Origin of the sequence: Vibrio zhanjiangensis (assembly GCF_030161235.1) — a bacterium.
In the GTDB taxonomy this organism is placed as follows: domain Bacteria; phylum Pseudomonadota; class Gammaproteobacteria; order Enterobacterales; family Vibrionaceae; genus Vibrio; species Vibrio zhanjiangensis.
In genome coordinates, this window is record NZ_BSPW01000073.1 from 1 (window position 1) to 22,584 (window position 22,584).

Annotated in this window: 15 protein-coding genes; 6 read left to right on the plus strand and 9 right to left on the minus strand. The window is 43.2% G+C overall.

Going from position 1 to position 22,584, the window contains the following annotated elements; genetic code table 11:
* From QQK21_RS15815 to QQK21_RS15825, 3 genes are all read left to right on the plus strand, one after another.
* Positions 1-3,622: hypothetical protein (locus QQK21_RS15815; RefSeq protein ID WP_284193153.1), on the plus strand; the 3,622-nt coding region annotated here is incomplete at its 5' end.
* A 161-nt stretch (positions 3,623-3,783) separates the two neighbouring features.
* Positions 3,784-4,218, plus strand: a complete 435-nt coding sequence (locus tag QQK21_RS15820; protein WP_284193154.1) for a hypothetical protein — start codon at positions 3,784-3,786, stop codon at positions 4,216-4,218.
* A 186-nt stretch (positions 4,219-4,404) separates the two neighbouring features.
* Positions 4,405-9,789: a hypothetical protein gene (locus QQK21_RS15825; RefSeq protein ID WP_284193155.1), complete on the plus strand. Its 5,385-nt coding sequence runs from the start codon at positions 4,405-4,407 to the stop codon at positions 9,787-9,789.
* 51 nt (positions 9,790-9,840) lie between these two features.
* On the opposite strand, the gene QQK21_RS15830 is transcribed toward QQK21_RS15825, so the two are convergent.
* The 3 genes from QQK21_RS15830 to QQK21_RS15840 form a co-directional block, all read right to left on the minus strand.
* Complete coding sequence (locus tag QQK21_RS15830) at positions 9,841-10,242, minus strand: PPC domain-containing DNA-binding protein (protein WP_284193156.1); 402 nt, start codon at positions 10,240-10,242, stop codon at positions 9,841-9,843.
* A 51-nt stretch (positions 10,243-10,293) separates the two neighbouring features.
* Positions 10,294-10,608, minus strand: a complete 315-nt coding sequence (locus QQK21_RS15835) for a DUF1496 domain-containing protein (RefSeq protein ID WP_284193157.1) — start codon at positions 10,606-10,608, stop codon at positions 10,294-10,296.
* Positions 10,609-10,715: 107 nt separating this feature from the next.
* Complete coding sequence (locus tag QQK21_RS15840) at positions 10,716-11,606, minus strand: pyridoxal-phosphate dependent enzyme (RefSeq protein ID WP_284193158.1); 891 nt, start codon at positions 11,604-11,606, stop codon at positions 10,716-10,718.
* A 410-nt stretch (positions 11,607-12,016) separates the two neighbouring features.
* Between QQK21_RS15840 and psrA the strand changes: the two genes are divergently transcribed.
* From psrA to fabV, 3 genes are all read left to right on the plus strand, one after another.
* Positions 12,017-12,640, plus strand: coding sequence for a TetR family transcriptional repressor PsrA (gene psrA, locus QQK21_RS15845; RefSeq protein ID WP_284193227.1), 624 nt, complete (start codon positions 12,017-12,019; stop codon positions 12,638-12,640).
* A gap of 60 nt (positions 12,641-12,700) precedes the next feature.
* A complete protein-coding gene (locus QQK21_RS15850) occupies positions 12,701-14,992 on the plus strand; it encodes an acyl-CoA dehydrogenase (protein ID WP_284193159.1) in 2,292 nt (763 codons plus the stop codon).
* A gap of 176 nt (positions 14,993-15,168) precedes the next feature.
* Entirely contained in the window at positions 15,169-16,371 is a 1,203-nt protein-coding gene (fabV, locus tag QQK21_RS15855) for an enoyl-ACP reductase FabV (RefSeq protein WP_284193160.1), read from the plus strand.
* A gap of 89 nt (positions 16,372-16,460) precedes the next feature.
* Here the strand turns inward: fabV and xthA are convergent, their stop codons facing one another.
* From xthA to dinG, 6 genes are all read right to left on the minus strand, one after another.
* Positions 16,461-17,267: an exodeoxyribonuclease III gene (gene xthA, locus QQK21_RS15860; protein ID WP_284193161.1), complete on the minus strand. Its 807-nt coding sequence runs from the start codon at positions 17,265-17,267 to the stop codon at positions 16,461-16,463.
* Positions 17,268-17,389: 122 nt separating this feature from the next.
* Positions 17,390-18,526, minus strand: coding sequence for a cupin domain-containing protein (locus QQK21_RS15865; protein ID WP_284193162.1), 1,137 nt, complete (start codon positions 18,524-18,526; stop codon positions 17,390-17,392).
* Positions 18,523-18,681, minus strand: coding sequence for a pleiotropic regulatory protein RsmS (gene rsmS / locus QQK21_RS15870; protein WP_284193163.1), 159 nt, complete (start codon positions 18,679-18,681; stop codon positions 18,523-18,525). The genes QQK21_RS15865 and rsmS overlap by 4 nt, the downstream gene beginning before the upstream one ends.
* 1 nt (position 18,682) lies before the next feature.
* Positions 18,683-19,231, minus strand: coding sequence for a primosomal replication protein (locus tag QQK21_RS15875; RefSeq protein ID WP_284193164.1), 549 nt, complete (start codon positions 19,229-19,231; stop codon positions 18,683-18,685).
* On the minus strand, positions 19,228-20,007 hold the full coding sequence (locus tag QQK21_RS15880) for a sulfite exporter TauE/SafE family protein (protein ID WP_284193165.1): 780 nt from the start codon (positions 20,005-20,007) through the stop codon (positions 19,228-19,230). Before QQK21_RS15880 ends, QQK21_RS15875 begins: the two co-directional genes overlap by 4 nt.
* Positions 20,008-20,024: 17 nt before the next feature.
* Positions 20,025-22,097 carry an ATP-dependent DNA helicase DinG gene (dinG, locus tag QQK21_RS15885; RefSeq protein WP_284193166.1) on the minus strand — a complete coding sequence of 691 codons (2,073 nt, stop codon included), beginning with the start codon at positions 22,095-22,097 and terminating at the stop codon, positions 20,025-20,027.
* Positions 22,098-22,584: the final 487 nt, after the last annotated feature.

Consider the following 22,584-nt stretch of genomic DNA (forward strand, 5'->3'; position numbering starts at 1 on the left):
CCTTAAGATGGGTAACTATGTGAATGAGAATGACCTTCGCAGGGCTTTAAACCAGCCAATACGTGAAGACTATTATTTTGATGCGCGCAATACGGGGGCGAATCAAGCTCGGTTTTATAACAATGGGTTTGGTTCTGAGCGAGACTTTAATGATCCAGATGGTTTAAACCATGATCCATTTACACAGGGGCCTAAACTTAAGCCTTTACCAGAAGCAGTAACGAGCTATCCTGGCTCTCGAAGCTCAACCCGAATGGGGGATTTCAGCAATAAAGAACGAGAGGTTTGGCGCAAACTTTCTCATGAGGTACCTACAAAAGCTAGTGGTTGGGTTAGTTTTTCTCTATCGGAGAGTCGATTTATTAGAGACTATTCTGACCTATATTCAGCTGAAAAGTTGGCACAAACTATTGAATATTTCTACCGTAACAACTTAACGCCGTGGTATGACAATACCGAAGACTTAGAACGTGACTTTTATCAGAGATTATCTGATGTAACGTTAGACAATGGACATGTCATCGAGTCTGAAGATATACAACTCTATCTTGAACTATATGGTGGTCCAGAGAAATTTGCTGATGATAATATTGATTCTTGGAAAGGGAAGAAAGAGGCTCGGATCGTGGGTGCGGTGGCTCAGCGAATTGATGATATTCGTGTGGGGAAATCCCACCCAATACGTGAGCTTGTCAAAAATAATCGACCAGATGAATTCGTTACACAATTTATGCTAGATAACGGCATTGAACTTAAACCCAAAGACACTTTTATAGGATATAAAATCGATTCCGACTTTAATCCTGATAATTTGGAGAATGGCTCATTAACAACCAATAGCAATTGGTCTAGAGATATTGCAAACTTTGAATTACTTCTTGAAAGACAAGGACTTGAAAAGCCGTTTAAGGAGCTGAATTTCGATGAAGTATTTTTCACCAGTGACGGCATGACGGGAGCAGGGCGTGCGGTTCGGCGTATTGGCGATGAAATAAAAAAAGCAGATGGTCTATATGTTTATCGGGGGCTAGATGGACAAGATATTATCTATTCGAGGCATACGGGGAAACTGTATTATTTTGCTCGTACTGGCGATGAACCTACCTCAAGAGTAAAAGTCTGGACTGGTGGGGAAGGCCAATCTACAAGCACTATAAATTCCACCGACATAAGAGAGCTAACACTAGGAATCGGGGCTGATGATCGGGTACATGAGTTTGACTTTTTCTTGCCAGTCAAGACTCAATCGACGGTTCTTGAAATAATGAAACGTCGAGATGAAGCTTTCTATCCTTATGAATTAGAAAATCAGTCGCAGTTCAATAAAATAGACTCTTCGGATCCGACTCCAGCCTTTACGTCGAAACTAAACGAATCTTTTAATAACCCCAGTGTAGAAAACAATATAAAAGAGAGATTGCGCTATTTACCACTTATGAACATCCTCGCAGAGGAGGGAGAGCATACGGCTATACAGCTATGGTTGAGTGAATTCTCACGCGGCGAACGACAAGCTAAACTATCGAGTTTACCCTTGCTTGGAAATATGATTTCACCACAAGATAACCCAAATGTTTTTTATATACCGCTTGCTCAGAATGATTCTGAACAGTTTGATGGTTTAATGGTCAACTGGGAAAGAGGCGAAGTGATCCCAGTTCCAAGGGACCCAGCATTACAAATAGATCTCTATAAAACGCGCCGGTTTAGGAGATGTTTTGGTGAGGGTATTTCAAAACAAGTAAGGGATGAGGCTGAGAAAGCGGCTATAAATAGTAACTGGTATGCAAGCGCGAGTAACCCTAAGAATGAATATGGGCGCCATATTGGTAATATATCTGTTTACAACATGATAAACAATTTCAGCGCGTACACTGGTTCGATTTATTACTTGGACGAAGTCATTAAAAGAGATGAGGAGATGCCACCAGCTTCTCGTTACCAGACATTAGATCAAGCTAGGACAAAAGGCCCCAAGAAAGAGTGCTATGGTGAAGTCCATAAAAATGGTCTCAAGCAAAGGGTTAGGGAAACTGTTCTCCAATATGTTGAGTTGACGGCTTTGGGAATCATAGAACCTAACCCGAGTGACTACCAAACCGCTCTTGAGCACCTTGCACGATTGTATGGAATGAGTAAAGAAGAGGTGTTGACTCAACTAGCTGAAGACAATGGAGGTCGCCTAACTAGGATTTCTGATACGGTAAATGTAGTAGAAGAAGGTGTCTCAATTGAGAAGAACCTCATGTCTTATGACATATCCCAAAACTTGAAAGCGAACCTAGAGAGTGATTTCGATTACCATGTTACATCAGCATCAGAGGAAAGAACCCAGCGTGTTATTGAAAGCTTGCGAGTGCCGCTTCGAATTGTTAGTTACGGTCTGGCTGTTGGACTTGGCTTTGCATTTCCTGGTGTGGGAGCTGCCGTTATTGGAGGAATGGTGACGACTTTTCTCACCGATACAGTGTTGGATATTGTTCAGCTTGGAACAGAAGATAACCTTGAAAAGAGACAGGAGTTACTCGAGGGAATTATAGGGAAGTGTTATATTTCTCTTGGTGCCGAATTAGGAGGTGCTGTTCTTGGCCCAGCTGCGGCTAAACTGGTCAAGTGGATGACAAAGACAGTATCAAGCAAGATACTAGGTGAATCCGCTGAAGGAATTTCAGAACTGATAGACAATATGGACCTTCGTGCTCTGCAGGAAAGAATTGATATTGAAAGGGGAATGTCATCTCGACAGGTTATCAAGACCCGTTGGGGGCGGATAAGAACTCGAACAAAAGCTGCGAAACCTGAAGTCAGAACTAGAAAAGCTCCAATCACTCGAGATTTGACTGAAGAGCAGCAAACTGAACTATTTGAGAATCAACTGTCTCACAAATTTAGGACCTACAGTATGTTCGAATCAATTTGGTCAGAAACAGTGACTCCTAGAGACATCTTGAAGGCGGCTACGATACTCGGATTGACTAATGAGTTGATGCTTCAAGTTGAAAAAGCCTTTGACCCTGAAATTTCTGGGCACGGTCTTTTTCAAATAACTAAGATGTTGTTTGTATACTCTCTTGCTGGTGCCACGACTGAAGCGTTAAGTTTAAAAAGTGCAGATGATCTGCTTGATGAGGCAATGACAAAGCTAAACATTCCGCAACAGAAGCGGCTTGAGCTTCTTCGTAAAGCTAGAATAGACAAACAAAAGTTATTGGACGACCCTCAAGTCAAAAGAGCGAGGGCAGCTATGGATTCTACAGATCCTGTTGAAAGTTCTGTACAAGAGTCTAATGGGCCAGTTGGAAGAGATAATCAAGATTCAAATCATTATCCCGAAGATAATTGGAACGATGAAGCAAACCGCTTAATGAGGCTTAATAAGTGGCTTCTAGAAAGTGATTTCGATATAGATAATAGGGAGTTGCTTGATAAGTGGCTAGAAGGTGATTTCGATATAGATAATAGGGAGTTGGTTGACTTCGACCCAGATATCAGTGAAGCAACGCTTGCTGTAGGTGAAGATCTTACGCCAAAAGAGATGGGTTCTATCCCAAAACGTCAAAGGAAAGATGGGAATCGAATGCAAGAAGAGCAACACCCACTTGCAGATAGAGCCGAAGTTTAATATTACTCTAAATAAAAGGCTTAGATATAGCTAGACCTTTGTCATCAGATTGACACCGCCAATTGGCGGTGTTTTTTTACGCATTTTATACGCTCTATTCATCGTTCTTTGGGTTATCTTATCACTCGTTTTTCAAATTAATTGTTTAAGGATAAATTACCATGTCGAATGACGCTCTAGAACCTAAAGTATCCAACCCATTCGAATCGTTTACTTCTCTTGCAACGCCATTGGTCTTGGCCGAATCAGGGCTGACATCGATTGATAGTAATCGTATGAAAGCGCTAGGAGAAAATTTATGGCAATCATTGCAAGACACGTTTGAACAATCTGTCGATTTGGTCCAAAAGGAAGTAAACCAGCAATACCATCAGATTCATGACCAAGTAGAAACGGAACTCGAACAGGTTAAGCAAACCATAGAAACTATTCCACAAGAGATATCTAGACAGGTGGATTCGGCCATTACGGATGCCAGAGAAAAATCGGCAAGTTGGTTTGATGAAATGAAAGAGAAAGTGGATGACTATCAATTGGATGAGCGAATCGAGAGTAGTTTTGATTCTTTGAAACATGCCTTTGATGTTTTTAAATAATGGCAAAACGGTAGAGGGGACTAAATCTAGGGGAGGGATATAAACTATATTGAAGTTTAAATTAATAATATGGGAGTGCTTTAATAGCAATTGAATGTATTGTCCATTGCTATTTACAATCTAGATATTTGTATTTTCGATAGGCTGAGAGTTCACATTAACCAATATAATGAGGAGCTTCAGTTTATGACCGAAGAAATAAATCCCCTTCATTCACAACCCCCTTATGTTTTCGGGGAAGTCAGTAATACTAATTTGTCCATTGACCCTGATGTTGACCATTTAAAAACACCGCTTATATTGCCTTGGAATGGTATTTCAGAGGATGAGACTTCAAGCCGTTCAAAGAGAACACGTCGAGATACGTATGCATTTAATCCAGCATCGAGCCCCGTTCAGCTTGATATAGTAGCTCAAGTTCATGGTAGGCTAAGTCGTAGGCTAGCGAGTATGTCAACGTCAGATCTTAATTCCTTGTCATCTGACGTCTTTATGATGGATCAGCTAAACTGGCTTCGTTGTTATTTTAGTTCTAACCCCGAGGCATTGAGGTATATAGATGGTGACTTGAGAACTCGAAGTTTATGTCTGCAATGGAACCTACACAATGACACAGATTCTGTTTTACTCAATGATCTGTTGGCAGTTGGATTCCCCGGATTGACAAATGGTGTGAATGCGGCAAGCCCTGCGATCCTAGTGAGTCGGATCAATGACGGTGGAGCAGGAACATGGGATGCATTCCATGTACTCCCTTTAGGAAAGATATTTGGAGCGTCAGATGGAATGAGGCTTGAAGCCGCATGGGGACGAGCTACTTGTCGACCTCTCTATCAAAAATCGGACGATTATCGTCGAGGGTATGCGTCAGGTTCAACTGGTTTACCGTCAGAGGTTGACGCTATAAAAAGCTCATTACTGTGGGCATATAACCAAATACGATCAGAGGGTACGGACAAAGCGATACGCAGTATTACTGCTTCAGATCGCTATGACCAATTGGAGCGAGATATGCAAACTCGCTTTGGTTTCTCACAGGGAGAATTTGAGCGTACACCACAAGACCCAGAAATATTGAGCACTCTAATTCGGTTACAAGGTGCGGTAGCATACCTAGCTTATGATCATGCTGTGCTCACGGGTAGCAACCCTCAGCTAGATCCCGCAGGAGAGGGCTATGTGGGATACATGAATCTGCGTAAGATGTTTACCGCTTTGTTGGCAGGTTTGAGGCGATATTTGGCGACATCAAAATCAAATATGTCGGAAGTCAAAGCCCAAGCGTTAACCGCGGGCAGTCTATTAGATACTGTTAATGCCAATATGAAAAACTTGCTAGATGAAGAAGTAAGAAAGTTCGTCGCTAGATTTTCAGCTAAGTATCCCCGCATCCCTCTTACCGAAGGTTCGACGTTTTTGATTCGAAGCGTGTCGGTTCCCCTCATAGCTCCGGTGGGGCCAATGGGGGCAGTGTCTTACCCAATTGGCTCAAATCCATATACAACGGAGACGATGTCACTTTCTGACATGTTGATGAAGCCAATACCAAGAGGCGAATGGTATTACCCAGATGGACGGTCAGTTTCCAATAGGGACAAGGCTTGCATCGTGGATGAGATCACCAAAACCAGATATGACATGGACACAGAAATTCCATTTCGCTTTGACCAAGTTCTTCGTTCAAAACAAGCAGACTATACTCGTGTGCTGGGAAGTGCGTTAGAGCTGCATGCCAACCAGTTTGTGAATAATGAAGCGAATCCAGCACATCAAAGAGAGTTGGTTGAAAAATTTAAAAAAGGTAACAAGCCAGCCTATAAATGTGCCTTTAAAGGCCACACGGTTTATGGGTCAGTATTTATTCCATATTCAGATGACGACGGTCAAACGGAATACGGTTCGGATTTGAGTAAAAACGGCCTTCTGTATTCGCCATACAATGGTTTTGTTTGGCTTGAAACCGACCGTTTTACCGATACTCAATATGTGGCAATGAGAAATGGATTGAGCATACAAGGAAAGACCGAGCTTGATGCCGCTATGGAGGTAAAAAGCCTACCCTCAACAGGCTTGATATATCCGGGCTATATGGGGATGGGGGGATATGTTCAGATCCCTCCCATTTCAGTAGGGCCTTTACGGTATTTTGACGCTCAAGTGGATAGCGAACATTTGACGTTTAATTACAATACAACGCCCCTCTATCTCACCAATTCTATTTCAGAGTACTTTGATGAGGTGTTCTCAGCTTCTCATGTGTCATTACAAGATAGATGGGATGAGATAAGAGATCACTTGATGTTAGCTGTCAGCATTTTAAATATCGCTGCGATACCTTTCCCTTATCTTGGTCTTGCGTTGATTGCAGGCAACATCACCATAGCTATTGTCACGCTTGCCGATCGCACCTCAAGTACAGGAGATAGGGCTTGGGCTATTGCTGACTTAGTCTTGGAACCACTTGGTGCAGTTGGAGACATCTTAACTTTGTCCACGAAAGCAACGAAAATGTTGACTGATATTGCGCAGACTTCCGGAGCAAACTCTCCAGCCTTTACTCGAAAGCTTATAGAGCTTGCGCAAGTTGAGTTGATAAAACAGCCTAAGAGAGTGAACGATAAGATAGTGGGTATCGTAGGTCGAATTGGTGATAACTCTGATTATCCAAGTTTTGCGACCGCGACACGGACTCCAAATGTCCCTTCAAATGGGATGTGTCGAGGGTTAGCATTCAAGGATGCAATCAGCCGATTAAATGGTTCGCCTATTGATAACCTAACCACAGAGTTTTCTCAAAACTTATCCTTAGCAGATGATGTTCAAGTCTTACATTGCACTCAACCTGTGGTGTTAAATCGTTCGCAAGTACTGAGTAGTCGAGAAGCAAGACTTGCAACAAGAAAGGCTGTGGGAGCATCCGAGAGGGGAGGTAACTCTGTTAGCCTAGATGAAGAAATGACATTTTCACGAGCGAATGCGGAGATCTTGGTTCAATTAGCTAAGCATGATGAGTTGAGTATGGTCATAGGCACTCGTACTCATACAGTGTCCCTTTCTAAATCTGGAATAGGAGCGAATGCCAAACTGACTTTATTTGACTCAGCGGCAGACCAGCTTTTTGAGTGGCCACTTGGCAATGAAAAGCAAAATGTCGCTGATATACTCAATTATATTGCGTCCAATTATGATAAGGGTGTATCAAGACAACTTGGCGATAATCCACTGTTATTGACTGTGTTAACCAAGAGTCCTGAGTCTCGTCACATATATGTACCCAAAGCTGGAATGGAGTCATTGATGGCTGCCGTTAACCAGCTTGATTTGGATGTTTCACAAGGTAGGCTCATTCAACCGATTATGGTCAAGGGTCCAGCAGAAAAAGCAGCGCTGCAAGCTGATCTCGTAACACTAGCCGCTACGAAACCAGAGCTAAAGCCTTTGCTTGATAGCCTTGAAATCGAAGAGTTACAGCCTAATCGATTGTCAGCCTTATCAATAGAAAATAGTGCCCTTACTGTGGTTGGACAAAGTGATGTACCTGCATCGAATATTGTTACTGATCTCAGCGCGCTACCAAAAGGGTACATCGATATTCGCTACCTTGATGCGCGCCGTGCAGCAAACGATTCTATGTCGGTGAATCATCGTACTCGCCAATTCAGCAGCGAAAACTTGGTCATTGTTGGTGGCACAGACATCAAGGCAACACCATCGGAAGCATTGGCAACTGCGATGGAAAATGCGGGCTACTCACATACTCGGGTAAGAGATGGAAAGCTAAAATTCCCGCTGGATCGAACTCGAGAAGAATGGAACATCATTGGGTTGGAGCAGCGCGGAAGAGCAAAGAATGTCATTGCACAAAATTCGAATCAAAGTGGTGACTCTAATGGTGTTGCACTTGCTTTACGTGACAATCGAGAAAGAAAACTCTTATATCTGACAAGCCCTCGTGATCACAGGGGACATAAGACGTTGCGTTATTACCTTGACATGGGCGTCGAACGTGAGCAAATCTGTGTTATCAATATCAACCCAAGGGACGAACAACTCCCAGATGATATACAAGCTCTGGGTAAGGTAATAATCCTAAACAGCCAGCCTGGTATAGAAGTTGAGCCCAACCAAGTTTATCATGCACTTACGGGTTCTTTGGGGAAAAATAAGTCCCAATTTATAGGCAAACTGGAGGGTTATACAGAGTTTGAACAAGAGCTTAAGGCGTTTGGTGTCGATGAACCAAGTGATGTTGGTCAAAGTACTAGACACATTGCTCAAGATATTGCGGGTGGTAAGTCACAGGCTACCAAAAACTTCTTTACGCGAACTTGGAATGCTTATCAAAACCAAGCAGTGAATGCTGAGGTTACTCAACAAGTTGATGAGGTTTACAGACAGATCAAGGACAGTATAACTCGAGAAGGGTGGAAAGGTGTCTCTCTAGTATGGTCAAGAGGATTGAATGGCGAAGAGTTTAGTAAATTAAGAAGCTTGGGCGACAGGAACAGTCTATCGGTTTCTTCACCAATGGAGCAGGTTGAAGAAGTTAAATCCTTTAAATTGCTTGATGAGCAAAAGAGAAACCCTCACCACTTAATGACGCCACAGTTATACGAAACGCTGAAGGAGGTCAATACCAAGAAAAAAATGCTCACTATCCCTATTGGAGATCCTATTGAATATTCTCCGTATCATTCAGCGCTTACAGGGGCAACTAAGCAATACTATTTAAATAGTGATGTCTCTGATGCATTAAATCTAATCCAGTATTGGAACAAATCGAGTGAGCTAAGGGACGCAAACCATGGAAAGTTTAATCAAGGTGTATTCTTGCAGCAGCTTTTCAAAAAATTAAGTGAAGATGGCATACCACTGCAACAGGTAGGATTACGCTCTGGTGAGATGGAAAAAGGGGCCTATATGGGGATCCCGACTCTCTATCTTGAAGAACATAATGCAGCCAAAGGTAGTGCGCGTTTACTACCCGTTACCAGAGGTGGTGAAGTTGCAAGAGAAGCTGATGAAAGCCAACGAGTAAAAGATGATGCCCTTAAAATAGCTCAAAAGACAAAGCAAATACAAAAGTTTAATGATGATATTTTGAAGAACAAAAGCAAGTTATCGACAATACGAGCAAAGGACTCAAACAACCAACGCGGTATTGCTGGTATCGAAAAAAACATTGAAAAGCTTGAAGCTAACAAGCTGACTTTGGAAGCAGAGGTGGCTCAGCTCGAAGAGTCGATAAAAGCGTATCAGCTAGATGCCTCTTTTTCGGCTCCCCACCGTGTTGTTAATGAAGGTGACGGCTTGGGTGGGTTACCTTACTTTATAAGAGAAAATCTTGAAAACTACGTGGGTCTTTATGCGGCGCAGAATCCTGCGGATATGCAATTACTTCGGCTTTGGTTACGCGACATAGCATCGCAGGGCGCGGATACTTTATTTGAAAGCGTTCCGGAGCATATTGCTAAAGGAACCATGACGCCTTTTGAAGTGGATATACTTGGGAATTATATAGAAGACGTTATTGCCAATTTCTCGGCGTATCGGACAAAATATCTGCCATAGATAGCTTTAGTTATCACTCATCCACTAGGAGCCTAACTGGCTCCTATTTTTTTACTTGTTTATACCCACAACCAATTCACTGTATCCGGTTGTGTTATCTTGCTGCCTTAAAAAACTCAGGTTTGGGTAGTGATGAATGATCAGCTCGGCAGTGGTATCAATGATGGTATTGTCCAGTAAATGCCCACCAATGACCTTTCCCGTTTCGTCGGCAACCGATAGATGAATATGTTGATGAGTCGGCGTGAGTGTTCCCATCACAGAGACAATTTCAAAGGGTTGAGTCAACGTGATTGAGTGTGTTGCACCAGCAAGGCGCAGGCTGACTTGCTCTAAACTCCCGACACAGGATGCAATGGACCCAGCTTGTACGGCATGTTTGGTCACTAGAGACTGGATTTGTGTTTTCAAGTCTTGCCCTTTGGTCAATCTTATTACAATAGGCTCAATCATTATTTGTCCCTAACTTTAGGTACTGAGTATTTGCCAAGTATCTCATGCCGCTTATTTTATTGAATAGGTTTTAACATTGGGGTCAGGAGTTTGTGTTGAAGGTTTTACTTGATTAGCTTGCTCTAGAGGAATCCATTTCAGCGCGCCATTAGTTTCAAAATCATTAGCGCGATCACAGGTTATATAGTGGTCTCCCACCTGCAAAACAGCACCGAGTGAATAGGCTTGATCTTGGTAGTAACACACTCTTTTTCCAGCATGACTTCCATCGATTCCAATGACCACTGGTTTACCTGGGGTTGTGATGATATTGGACGATACAGAGCCTGATACAACAAACAATAGTGCTAACAGAGACAAACGCATGTGTTCTCCTTAGTGATGAGATCCTACTTTTAAAGGGTAATCAAGTTTACTTTTAAAGGCGACAGTACCGACCACAAAAGTAAACCGTATGCCAGAAATAGACACCATCAATCAAATTTTCTTTGGTATCTGGGCAGCATACTTTCATTGCCAAGTAGACCTCCTTGATGAATATATAGGATGGTTTTATCTCGATTATGTGAATGCCAATCCACTAAACATTGCCACATCATAGGATCATATAAGAGATCAAACTCCACTTGGGTCTGTTCGAGTAGTGCTTTCCATGTTTGATAGTCATTATGGTATAGCTTACCAAAATGATGTTTGTTATTGAGTTGCAGAATTTGAGGTAGGGTTTGAATATTGAGTGATTGGATCTGGTTAATTAAGTAATCTTTACCGCCCACACATGGGCAGGTGATGACCTCAATTCCATAAGGCTTAAGAAAGTGTTGCAGATAAGCGCTTGTTGTTCCCGTTCCAGAGGGAAGAACGACAACAAAATCATTAGATTTTTGCGACTGGCCCCAGCCAACAATTTCGTCTGCTAATCCTTTAATACCATGTTGAGCATCTCGCTCCCTTCCTCCTTCTTCTATGACTAAACAGCTCGAATCTGGGTTGCGGACAGTTTGAATAAAGTCTAGTGGATGAGGGGATTTGTCATGCACTGCAATCACCTTAGCCCCAAGCTTGAGAGCGCCACCAAAATTGCCGATGGGTTTGTCGCGTAACCAGTCAGGGATACGCTCAACGTAGTACTCAAGCGTCCAACCTTTCAGTTTACAAAGGGCTGCAAGTGAATAAAGAGAGTTAGCTTGTGGGCTGCCATAACTGATTATAGTGTTAATCTTAGGGAGTTCGCTTTGCAGCAAGAACATGAATTTACGGGCTTTATTGCCACTGAATTGAGGATGGAGTAGATCATCCCGTTTTAAGTAAAACTCAATGTGCGCAAATGTGTGCTTAGTGATTGGTGAATGACTGAGTTTCATTAGTTTCTTACTTTGACAACAGACTAAAGAGTATACCTTCTTCCTGCATGAGTTTGCGCTCAATTTATTCTAGTGTCATGGATAAAAAAAGCCCAGGGCAATGTGGCTCTGGGCTGATACAAAAACATAGGAGTTATATAAGAAAAAGCAGAGTAAATTAGTCACGTAAGTTAAGTGGGCAGGATTATCGGTCTGCAAACTCAATAAAGATTGGCTAACTACATAGAGTCAGACTCTGCTCTTTCCAATCGGTTCCATCATTTTGCAAAATTTATTCAAATTTTTTTTGAGTGACTCTGTATTCCTTTTAATCTGGTCAGACCATATTTGAAAAAATGTGATGTTAATAACTTGTTGGATATATGTTTCGGTTGTATATTTCAAACAGATGTTTAATACGAGCGATTGAAATATCGATGAGACTAACGACTAAAGACAAAATACTTGATGTCGCGGAAGCTTTGTTTGCAGAACATGGCTTTAATGACACTTCTCTGCGCACAATTACGAGTAAGGCTGGGGTTAACCTTGCATCGGTCAACTATCATTTTGGCGACAAAAAGACCTTAGTTAGGGCGGTGCTGAACCGATATCTGGAAGCGTTCATGCCAGCAGTGCAAGATGCCTTGATTACCCTAAACCTTAATCACACTTACACTATGTCAGATGTGTTCGAGTCATTGAGAGAACCACTTCGTGCGCTGGGTGACATCAGGCCAAATGGAACCAGCCGCTTCATGTTATTGATTGGGCGCGGCTATACGGACGTTCAAGGCCATTTACGTTGGTTCATCACGACTCGTTATCAAGAGACGTTATCTTTGTTCACTCAATCTGTACTTAAAGCCAACCCGAACCTGACACAAGAAACGTTGTTTTGGCGACTTCATTTTACGCTCGGAACCTGTGTTTTCACTATGGCGTCCAGTCAGGCATTGATGGAAATTGCAGAAAATGATTATGAAAAGCAGATGGATGCGAAGTATATCGTCGATCAGCTTATTCCTTACTTAGCTGCGGGTGTAGCAGCGTAGTAAAAACTAGAACATACAATTATAAGTTGGACCACCAACTATGAACAAAAGGAATTGATTATGTGCTCTTTACGTAGAAAATGGGTCAGTGACCCCGCTTTTAAAATGTTTAAAAAAGTACTGCCACCCCTTTCTAGCACTGAGAAGGAAGCAATGGAAGCGGGTAGTGTTTGGTGGGACGGTGAATTGTTTTCTGGGCGCCCAGACTTTTCAAAGTTGCATAAATACCCTAGACCAAGTCTTTCTACTGAGGAGCAATCGTTTATTGATAATGAGCTGGAAACCCTGCTCGCAATGTTAGATGATCACAAAATAGTGAAACACGATCGTGACCTGCCATCAGACGTATGGGAATACTTACGTAAAGAGCGCTTTTTTTCGTTAATTATTTCCAAAGAATATGGCGGACGAGAGTTTTCAGCGCTTGCTAACTCAACGATTGTGACCAAAATTGCAACCCGTAGCATCAGTACGGCAGTGTCGGTAATGGTACCCAACTCTCTTGGTCCCGGTGAGTTATTGTCGCACTATGGAACCCAAGAACAAAAAGACTATTGGTTGCCACGCTTGGCGGATGGTACGGATATTCCGTGTTTTGCGCTGACTGGACCAGAAGCGGGATCGGATGCTGGCGGTATCCCTGATGAAGGCGTGGTTTGCTATGGTAAGTACAAGAATAAAAAGGTACTGGGTATTCGTCTCAATTGGAACAAGCGCTACATTACATTAGCGCCAGTTGCGACCGTATTGGGTCTAGCATTTAAAATGTATGATCCGGAAGGTTTAATGGGTGACAAAAAAGATCTTGGTATCACCTGCGCTCTCATTCCAGCTGATCATAAAGGGGTCGAAATTGGTGAGCGTCATGATCCCATGGGGCTTGCCTTTATGAATGGTCCGACTCGAGGTAAAGATGTTTTCATCCCCATGGATTGGCTCATCGGTGGGCAAGAATACGCCGGTAAAGGTTGGCGTATGTTGGTTGAGTGTTTATCCGCTGGACGTGGCATTTCTTTACCAGCACTGGGTACCGCGATTGGTCATCTAACCGCTCGTACGACAGGGGCTTATGCCTATGTTCGTAAGCAGTTTGGCATGTCCATTGGTAAGTTTGAAGGGGTGGCCGAAGCGCTAGGACGTATCGGTGGATTAACCTATCTTCTAGAGGCGAGTCGCACACTGACCACGACTTCTCTCGATTTGAAAGAGAAGCCCGGCATCGTCACGGCCATTGCCAAGTACCATATGACTGAAATGGCACGTACCATCTTGAACGATTCAATGGATATTCATGCAGGTAGAGCGATTCAAGATGGCCCAATGAACTACCTTGCGACTCATTATCTTGGTATTCCCGTTGCGATAACGGTGGAAGGGGCGAATATTTTAACTCGTAACTTGATGATCTTTGGTCAAGGCGCAACTCGCTGTCATCCATTTGTACTCAAAGAAATGGAAGCGGCGGCAAATGAAGATCAAGAGCAGGCTGCAAAAGACTTTGATAAGTTGTTGTTTAAACATATTGCGCATGCCGCCAAAAATACGTTTGGCGCATTTGGTGCCGCGCTTACAGGTTCTTATTTCGTCAAGGCAGATATGAGTGGCCCCACACAAGTGTACTACAAGGATTTAACTCGTCTTAGCCGCGCGCTTGCCGTAAGCGCAGATATTGCAATGGCAACTTTGGGTGGGGATCTGAAACGTAAGGAAATGATCTCAGCGCGTCTTGGTGACGTGCTCGCATACCTTTATATGGGGTCTGCAGCATTGAAGAAATATGAAGATGAAGGCCGACAGCAGCAAGACTTGGATTATGTCCATTACTCGCTTCAGCACTGCCTGCACCATGCGGCTCAAGCGCTCGTGGAAGTATTCACGAATTACCCGCAAAAAATGGTCGGTATGTTACTAAAAGGGCTGGTCTTCCCGCTTGGGAATCATTTCAACAAACCCAGTGATGATTTGACCGTCAAATTAGCTGAAAGCCTGATGACCCCCGGAGCTCATCGTGACAGGCTCACCCATCTTTGCTACGTAGGAAAACAGCAAGATGATGCCGTTGGCCTGATGGATGAGGCCTTCTTAGCCATGTATGGTATTAAAGGGTTAGAGAGAAAGCTTATGCGGGCCGCTCAAGAAGGGAAAGTCGAGCGTAAGGGGTTACTGAAAGATCGCCTAGTTCAAGCCGTAGAAGCCGACGTCTTTACTGAGGACGAGGTGGAACAAATTGTCGCTGCAGAAGCATTGCGCTATAGAGCAATTCAAGTTGACGACTTTAGCCATGATTTAAGCCAAGTTCTGACTGAAGGCCAGCCCAAAAAAGGTAAAGCAAAACTCGATAGTGCAGCCTAAGCGTTGCTGAAAATGCGATTGAAGGCACCCAAGTGGTGCCTTTGTTTTTGCTCGAAATCTAAAACTTGGATGAAAGACCTCCAACCACTTGCATTTTGGTAACATTTTTACAGAAATTAGATGCGAATAAGCGCTGAACCTTTTATCCTAGCGGGGTTTTTTAAAGGAAGCCGAATATGATCATCAAACCTAGAATTCGTGGATTTATCTGTACAACGACACACCCTGTGGGTTGTGAAGCCAACGTAAAAGAACAAATCGCTTACACAAAAGCGCAAGGCCCAATTGCGAACGCTCCTAAGCGCGTGTTGGTTGTCGGAGCTTCTAGTGGTTATGGCCTATCTTCTCGTATCGCGGCAGCATTTGGTGGTGGCGCCTCGACTATTGGTGTTTTCTTTGAAAAAGAAGGGACAGAGAAAAAACCAGGTACAGCGGGTTTTTACAATGCAGCAGCATTTGAAAAGCTGGCTCGTGAAGAAGGTTTATATGCAAAAAGCCTAAATGGTGATGCTTTTTCAAATGAAGCGAAGCAAAAAACCATTGAGCTGATCAAACAAGACTTAGGTCAGATTGATATGGTGGTGTATTCATTGGCATCGCCTGTGCGTAAAATGCCAGAAACTGGAGAACTTGTCCGTTCTTCACTGAAACCTATCGGTGAAACCTACACAGCCACCGCAGTCGATACCAATAAAGATATTATTATTGAAGCAAGTGTTGAGCCTGCAACCGAGCAAGAGATAAAAGATACTGTCACAGTTATGGGCGGTGAAGATTGGGAACTATGGATCAATGCCTTGTCCGACGCTGGTGTGCTTGCAGACGGTTGTAAGACAGTTGCTTATAGTTATATTGGTACAGAGCTGACTTGGCCTATCTATTGGGATGGCGCTTTAGGTAAAGCTAAGATGGATTTAGACCGTGCAGCTAGCGCTTTGAATGAAAAGCTTGCTGTTCAAGGTGGAAGTGCCAATGTTGCGGTTCTCAAGTCAGTGGTGACACAAGCCAGTTCTGCCATTCCAGTGATGCCTCTTTATATCGCTATGGTCTTTAAGAAAATGCGTGAAGAAGGCGTACATGAAGGATGTATGGAACAGATTTTCCGTATGTTCAATGAGCGCTTATACAAGGTTGATGGCAGTGCTGCGGAAATCGATGACCAAAACCGTCTTCGTTTAGATGACTGGGAACTACGTGATGATATCCAGCAGCATTGTCGCGAGTTGTGGCCTCAAATCACCAGTGAAAACCTCAAAGACCTGACCGATTACGTTGAATACAAAGAAGAGTTCTTGAAACTATTTGGCTTTGGTGTCGCTGGTGTTGATTATGATGCTGACGTTAACCCTGAAGTTGATGCGGACTTTATCGCGATCTAATTGACTCATAACGAAATAATAAAAAAGGCTGGCACATTTGGTTGTACCAGCCTTTTTACTATTCACGGCCGTAGCGCTATGATTTGGGGTTATTTAAAGCTTGCCCATATTGGCGCATGATCAGACGGTTTTTCGATACCGCGCAATGGGTAATCGATGTCGGACTCAATGCATTTCTCTGCCAGAGCGGGGGTTGCCAAAATAACATCGATACGTAAACCACGATTGTCATCAAACCCTTTTGAACGATAGTCAAACCATGAGAAACGATCATTCACATCGGGATGAATCTTGCGGAATGTATCGACTAATCCCCAATTTAAAAGGGTTTGTAGCCATTCTCGCTCAACCGGTTGGAACGAACATTTGCCAGTTTTTAACCAACGTTTTCGGTTTGGCTCACCAATCCCGATATCTGAGTCTAGTGGACTAATGTTGATATCACCCATGACAATTAGCTGTTCATTGTTGTCATGATATTCATTCAAGTAGGTCATGAGGTCTTGGTAAAATTGACGCTTGTACGGAAACTTAGTTTCGTGGTCAATGTTTTCCCCTTGGGGGAAGTAGCCATTTAAGATGGTCACTTTCGAGCCGTTAGCATCTTCTAGGGTGGCCATAATCATACGCTTTTGATGATTTTCGCTGTCGGTTGGGAATCCCTTACGAATCGATATAGGTTCTTTTTTACACAAGATAGCGACCCCGTAATGGGCTTTTTGACCATGAAAATAAACGTGATAGCCCATGGCCTCCACTTCTTGGAGTGGGAAAGCTTCATCGTGCACCTTGATTTCTTGTAGGCCGATGACATCAGGCTGATGTTTATCAATAACAGCCTTAAGTTGATGAAGTCTGGCTCTTAGGCCATTGATATTAAAAGATATGACTTTCATTGAATTTTTGTCCTTGGGAACGTGTTCACTTTTCTGCTGAGGATAGAGGTATAGCGATTTTGTCTAATCTACCATGCTAGAACAGATAATAAAGTCTGTAGTGAAGTATTGCGGTTTTGGTTCTAACTCAAATACCAAAACCCAGCATTAACTAAACAAACAATCAGTTCAACATCGGTTTGTGATAGCTTATCATCTATATCTTGGTGGCTTATCGAAGTTTGGTTGCACAATAAATGAACTAAATGTTCAGACTCGGCTGGGAAAACGTCACCATTGATATAGATACAAGACATATGATCTTGTCGATAGAGCGTTTTGAGCCCAGAGACCTTATGTAATATACCAGAGTTGCGGAGATGGCTTTGGATTTCGGTGGCAGTGACGGGAGAGTCAAGCTCGACAATATCAAGTTGATGGCGCGGCTGACTGAGCAATCCGCCAAGACTATCATGGATGTCTTTTTCAGACTGTAGTGCTGAGCGGAGCATTGCAGTCAGTTTATCTAAATCGCTTGTTTGTATTTCACCATGGTGAGTTTGAGAAGCCATCTCTGGGTTGTGAAGATGGGCATCGCCGTTATCATTGGCGATAACATAATCAGCGAAATGACTCAGTAACTCTCTTTCTTTGGGCGACCTGAAGCCTATGGAATAGCTCATACCGGCTTCGAGCGTATTTCCTTGATGCGGAAAGCCCGCGGGAATATAAAGAATGTCTCCTGGTAGTAAAACTTGGTCTATGATGGCATCAAAGCCTGTAATTTGGCGCAGAGCGCCTGCTTGGATGGATTCTTGGTATTGACCTTCATCTTTAGCCCCGACTTGCCAATGGCGTTGACCGCTGCCCTGTACAATAAATACATCATATTGATCTATGTGTGGGCCAACCCCCCCATTTGGTGCACAGTAGCAGACCATTAAATCGTCAAACAGCCACTGAGGAAGAAATTGAAATGGCTTCACTAATTCTGCTGCACCCAGATGCCAATGGTTACAGGCCTGAACTACTAATTGCCAATGGGATTGGGGTAAGTTTGCAAACAGAGAATCGTCAAATGGTCCATGCTCTACGGACCATTGCCCTTGCTGATGACTAATAAAGCGTGAGTCTATCTCCTCTTCCATGGATAACCCTGCCAGCTCATCAGGCGATATGGGATCAACAAAGTGGGCAAACCCAGCTTTGATTATGGTGGGCTTTTTATGCCAATAATGAGTGAGGAATTGGTCGACATTGATGGTTAGTGAATAGCTCACTGATTGACCTCCAATTTCTTCTCTAGATCAGACTTGACGATTTTAATCGCTTCAAGCGCCACTTTGGGATCAATATTGTGGCTTTCGATAAGATAAATTAGGTCAACGGCGAGTTTGATTTCGTCTGGTGCTTGTTCCAAGTCGGGAGATGACATATTACTGATTTCGCTCTTTGTAGGTGAGGTGTTTTTCTATTCTGAGTTTAGCTTGCTGGCAGCGTTGTAAACGCCTTTGTGTTGCTTCAAGCTTTTGAAAAGCCAATGCTTTATCATTTTCTGTTGTTTGGGAGTATTCTTGTTCAGATTGAGAAACCATGGCTTTCAGTTGCTGTTCCCATTTTTGATGTTGAGCTAGGTCTTGATATAGCGTATCGAGACTGTTCCGTTTTGACCCTTTACCAGTAGTATCTCGTTGTCTCACTTGGAACGAACTTAGCTCCTTTTTCAGTGCATCAAGCTGACAAATCAGTTTGTCAGATAAGTATTGTACTTTGCTTGATGAGTAAGGCTTTATTTTGAGCTGAGCTTCCAGCATCGCAAAGGTTTGTTTTGCTTCTTCAGTATAGGGAAGTAGCCGCTTAGATTGGCAGTGAAATAGAGTTTGGTCAAACAGTGGCTGATGATGCTCACCATATTGCTGATCTCTGTGGTTGGCCTCAGATTCAATTTGAACCAATAGATCAGACAGAACATTTATTGGCGTCATACAGGGATAAACCAAGCTTCGTAGGCAAGTTTTATTGCTAGGATACTGACTACTGTGATGAACACAGGACGAATAAACGTCGCGCCAAAACGAATCGCCGAATGAGCACCGACAAGAGCACCCGCCATCAAACAGACTCCCATCGTCAGCCCCAAGACCCAATCGATATGACCAAGTATTGCAAAGGTTACCAGAGAGGTGAAGTTACTCGTAAAATTCATGGCTTTAGATAGACCAGAGGCGAGCAATATATTCAAGCGATACAAAGCCATTGAGCTCACTGTCCAAAACGCGCCAGTCCCTGGCCCTGCTAGGCCATCATAAAACCCTATGCTAAAGCCTTGTATATACTGCTTTCTTTTAAACTTCGGGCACGACACAGGTATCTCATTGGTTATGTTCGCTGGGGTTTTGTGCCAAACAGTATATAAAGCCGCTAATAAGATAATAAGTGGCAGAATTTTTTCTAACCATTCGGTGCTGATAAGGTCAACCACTAGCGTACCGATTGTGGCACCTAAGAGGGTGGCAACGAAAGCACGCTTCCAACATTTGGGCCTAAATAGGCGCTTTCTATAATAGGTAAACGCGGCTGTTGAGGAAGCAAAGCTCGCGGCCAACTTATTCGTACCAAGAGCAATATGCGGTGGCAACCCTAGCGAAAGCAGGGCTGGAACTGTAAGCATACCACCGCCACCGGCAACCGCGTCAATAAATCCGGCAGCAAAGGCAACTAACGCTAATACCAACAGCACCGTTGGTTCAAAAAATTCCATACAATATCTTAACTTAATTACTCGATGATTAGTTTAAACGGTGGCAGTGAGTTGATCAGCGCTTGCCCGTAACGCTTTGTTATAAGACGTCGGTCGAGGATGAGCACTTTACCAGAATCGCGTTCTTTTCGCAGCAGTCGGCCAACAGATTGAATCAATTTTTTGCTCGCTTCTGGGACAGCTATCTGCATAAAAGGGTTCCCCCCTTTACTTTCTATATATTCTGCGTGAGCTTGTTCGACAGGCGACGTCGGTACGGCAAAGGGTATTTTGGTAATAATCAGATTTTCCAGTAATTCACCCGGTAAATCTAGACCTTCTGAAAAACTACCTGTGCCAAATAATACGCTAGTTTTTTGGCATTGAACTAAGGTTTTATGCTTTTTTAGAATTTCTGAGCGAGAATTTTTACCCTGAACCTGCACTGACCAGCCACTTTTTTCAAATAAGGTGGCGATTGAATCATAGACCTGATTCATTTGCCAATAAGAAGAAAACAGGACAAGATTCGCTTTATTTTCTTCGATAAGTTTGGGCAGTGTATCGATTAACGCTTGCGTAAACTGCTCTTCTTGTGGCTCACAAGGCATTGTCGGTATGATGAGTTGTGCTTGATTTTGGTAGTCAAAAGGGGAAGCTAAGGCTAAGAATTTAACCCCATCTTGGGGGTTTTCGCTGATGCCAGCTTGACGACAAAAAAAACGAAACGAGTTTAATGCGCGCAAAGTGGCGGAAACAAGCACGGCACCCATGCAGCGACTCCAAATTTGCTGGTCTAATTGCCAACCGATTTCTAACGGCGAAACATTGACTACAAAGTCTCCCTCTCTTTCCGGTGCTAACTCTAACCACCGAGCAAGAGGAGCACCTTTTTCTCTCTGAGGCTGTGCCATGAGATGCCAGACTTGAGCAAGGTTATCCATACGCGTTATAAAAAAGCCCAGTTCTGCTAATGCAGGTTCTGCTAGTCGGCTGGCCAGTTCCCCATCTTTAACACGCTCTGCGATAAGATCGGCCACTTTTGCCACCGATTGAGCGCCTTTTTGGCTGAGTGTCTTTAACTGTTTTGATTCTTGTTGTAGCCAATCGGGTAGCTCACCATGTTCAAAGCGGTAGCTGCCATCTTTAAATTGTGTCGCATCAAATCGGCTGGCAAGTTGGGTTAGCGAGGGAATCAGTTCTTGAATCGACGCTTGCAGTTCATTCCGAAACCGAGCGACTCGTTTTTCATCGGCAAGATTTGCAAGCTTTGTCACCGATTGGTTGAGTTTTTCGAGCCAACTGGCAGCACCTTTTAAACTGGCGGCGGCCGAGGCATGATCTCTGGCGACATTCGGCAGATGATGTGCTTCATCGAAGACATAGATGGTATTTTCTGGCTCGGGAAGTATCACACCACCGCCAAGATCGGCATCTGCCATAACCAAGCTATGATTGGCAATGATGATATCGGTTTTATCCAGCTCAGAGCGCGCCTTTTGAAACGGACAGCTTCTGTGGGCTGACATGCTGAGATTACAGCTATGTTTGTCACTCACTATGGATTGCCATATTCCATCATCAATAGGCTTTGGCCAAGAATCTCTATCGCCATCCCATTTATTTTCCGCCAGCTTTTGATGCATCAATTGCAGTTGTTCAATGTCTTTGGCTTTTGGTTTAGCGTCGAACATGGCGATTTGCTCTCCATTCGCTGCGCTCGCGACAGCCAATTTTTCAGCGCAGCAATACCGTTGTCTGCCTTTTGCAAGAATGAATGAAAATTCTTTGTCGATCAGTCTGCGATACAAAGGGAGATCTTTATCAATTAATTGCTCTTGCAGTGCGACAGTGGCGGTCGATATTACTACCTTGCGACGGTTAAACAGAGCGACAGGAATGGTTGCCATTAAATAGGATAGCGATTTGCCAATCCCCGTGCCTGCTTCAGCAACGATCATACGAGTGGTTTTATGGTATTCCCCACATAAGGATTTTGTGATTTCCGCTGTGAGGTAATTTTGCGCGCGGCGAGGAATGAAGTTATCCAGTTGTGACTGCAAGTTTTGGTAGCTAGTACGAATGGTTTTTTGAATTTTACTGGTCGTCATAAAGGAGCCTTAGATTAGGAAAGGCGATGTTATCACATTTGGTTTGTGGGTAAGTAGTGGGTTAAATAACTCGCTTTCGTTCCAAAAATAGATCTCCTTCACAAAAAAAACTGAACCTTCAGAAACTTAGCTCACGGCACCTAGTTAAAAAGATATATCTTTATAAGTGTTTTCTTACTAGTTATATGTTCTGTTTATTAACATTATTAAAACACAAATTGGATTTAAATTTTAATTTTCATCGTTTTTCTCAATGATGATAATTTGCCTTTTTTGTTTGGAAACCACCCTAATAAGGGTTGCATATCAATTTATGTATCTGTTTTTATTGTACTTTATGTTTTTTTACCCGTTTTATTTATAGTATTTGACACCGAAGTAATTCTTTTGCAATCTAGTCCCGCAATTTAATGGCGGCAACATCTGACCGATAAGAGTTCGGAGTTGTCATCAAAAAACATAAAGGGAACCAAAAAAGGATTTCCCT